This window comes from Aedoeadaptatus nemausensis (genome assembly GCF_903819165.1).
GTDB classification, from domain to species: domain Bacteria; phylum Bacillota; class Clostridia; order Tissierellales; family Peptoniphilaceae; genus Aedoeadaptatus; species Aedoeadaptatus nemausensis.
Genome location: NZ_CAIJCS010000036.1, coordinates 1 through 2,090 on the forward strand (window position 1 = coordinate 1; position 2,090 = coordinate 2,090).

The following is a 2,090-nucleotide window of genomic DNA, read 5'->3' on the forward strand; positions in this document are numbered from 1 at the left end:
CGCAGGAATAAAAGGCTCACAAGCAGGGACCGCTTTAAGGTCTGGACTAACAAGACTCGCATCACCAACTAAAGAAGTTATTAATGGAATGTCCATGTTGGGATTATCTATTGAAGATGTACAGGGCCTTTCACTTGATGAAACTCTAAGCACCTTTAGGGTAGCCTTTGCTAATTTAGATGGGACTCAAAAAGCACAAGCGGCATCCATGATATTTGGTAAAAACGCTATGTCTGGAATGCTTGCAATTATAAATGCCAGTGAGAAAGACTACAACAGTTTGAGTGATGCCATATATAACGCAGATGGAACAGCAGAAAAAATGGCTGCTACTATGCAGGATAACCTAGCTGGTCAATTAAAGATCCTACAATCTGCCTTAGAAGAATTAGCTATATCCTTTGGAGAACTTTTAATGCCTGCTGTTAGAAAAGCAGTAGATATATTAACAAAACTGGTAAATGGACTTAATGCACTTCCAGGACCAGTAAAAGGTATTATTGCAGGAATCGGTCTTTTTATAGCTGCTCTTGGTCCTGTACTTATGATTGTAGGAAAACTTATCTGGTCAATAGGAACTATTATGACCAAAGGACCTCTAATAGTAGGAGGAATAACTAAGATAGTTGGAATCTTTACAGGTACACTTATACCAGCAATTACTGCAGTAGTATCAGCCATTGGGATTGTTCCTATTGCTATTGGTGCAGTAATAGCAGGTCTAGTTCTTTTATGGAAGAAGTGTGACTGGTTTAGAGAAGGTGTCATCTCTATTTGGGAAACTATCAAAGAATCAACTGTTGCCATTTGGAATGGAATAAAAGAATTCTTCGTAAACCTTTGGCAAGGAATATCAGAATCTTGGACAAGTACCTGGACTGATATTACAAATTTTCTATCAGAATTCTGGTCTGGATTTATTGAAGGAGTGAAGAATACTTGGAAAGACATCAAGGACTTCTTTGCCAATCTATGGAATGGACTTTCTGAAGGATGGAACAGTATCTGGACATCTATAACAACTTTTCTAACTGAATCTTGGAATACCTTTATTGAAGGAGCAAAGAGTCTATGGCAAAGTTTAGGAGAGTTCTTTACGAGCCTCTGGACGGGAATTCAAACAACTTTTACCAATATATGGACAGCTATTTCAACTAAGACCACAGAAGTATTTACAGCAGTTGGAGAATTCATTAGGACTACTTGGGAAGGTATAAAGACTTTAATTTCAACAGTTCTTGATGCGATCAAAGTAAAGGCTGAGACTATTTGGAATGGGATAAAAGCGTTCTTGACTACAGTAATCACAGCCATTGGAACATTTATATCCACATCTTGGAATAATATAAAAGTAGTAATACAAACAGTTTTAAATACTATTAAAGCAATAGTTATGAATGTGTGGAACGCTATAAAGTCCTTCATATCTGGAGTTCTAAATGGAATTAGGTCATTAGTATCTAATATTTGGAATAGTATCAAATCTACTATTTCATCAACAGTAAATTCTGCAAAATCAGCAGTAACATCTGCCTTTAATTCAATGAAGTCAGCTATTTCTTCTAGTATGTCTAATATTTTATCTAGTATAAGAAATGGATTTAGTAACGCAGTGAACTTTATTAGAAATCTAGCATCACAAGCCTACACATGGGGAGCCGATATGATTAATGGAATTGCAAGGGGAATTTCAAATGCAATAGGTAATGTAATATCTGCTGTATCTAATGTTGCATCAACCATTAGGTCTTACTTACACTTTTCAGTACCAGATGTTGGTCCACTTACCGACTACGAATCATGGATGCCTGATTTTATGGAAGGTTTATCTAAAGGAATTGAAAAGAGCAGGAGATTAGTACAATCTTCAATGAAAAATGTGGCAAGCGATATGGTTTTAAGCCCCAATATATCATCTCTAGGTATTGGAGGACATGATAAAGAATCCAATATAAATGGGATTGATATAGGAAGACAAATATCCGATGCACTTGCAAACATCAATTTAAAATCAGAAAATTCTGGAGATATAGTTATCCCAGTTTATCTTGGAGGCACACTCCTTGATGAAGTTATTGTTAATGCATCTA

Annotated in this window: 1 protein-coding gene; it reads left to right on the forward strand. The window is 36.1% G+C overall.

Going from position 1 to position 2,090, the window contains the following annotated elements:
* Positions 1-2,090 (forward strand): phage tail tape measure protein (locus PEPTYR26121_RS08485; protein ID WP_180500986.1); only part of this gene is annotated, 2,090 nt, incomplete at both ends.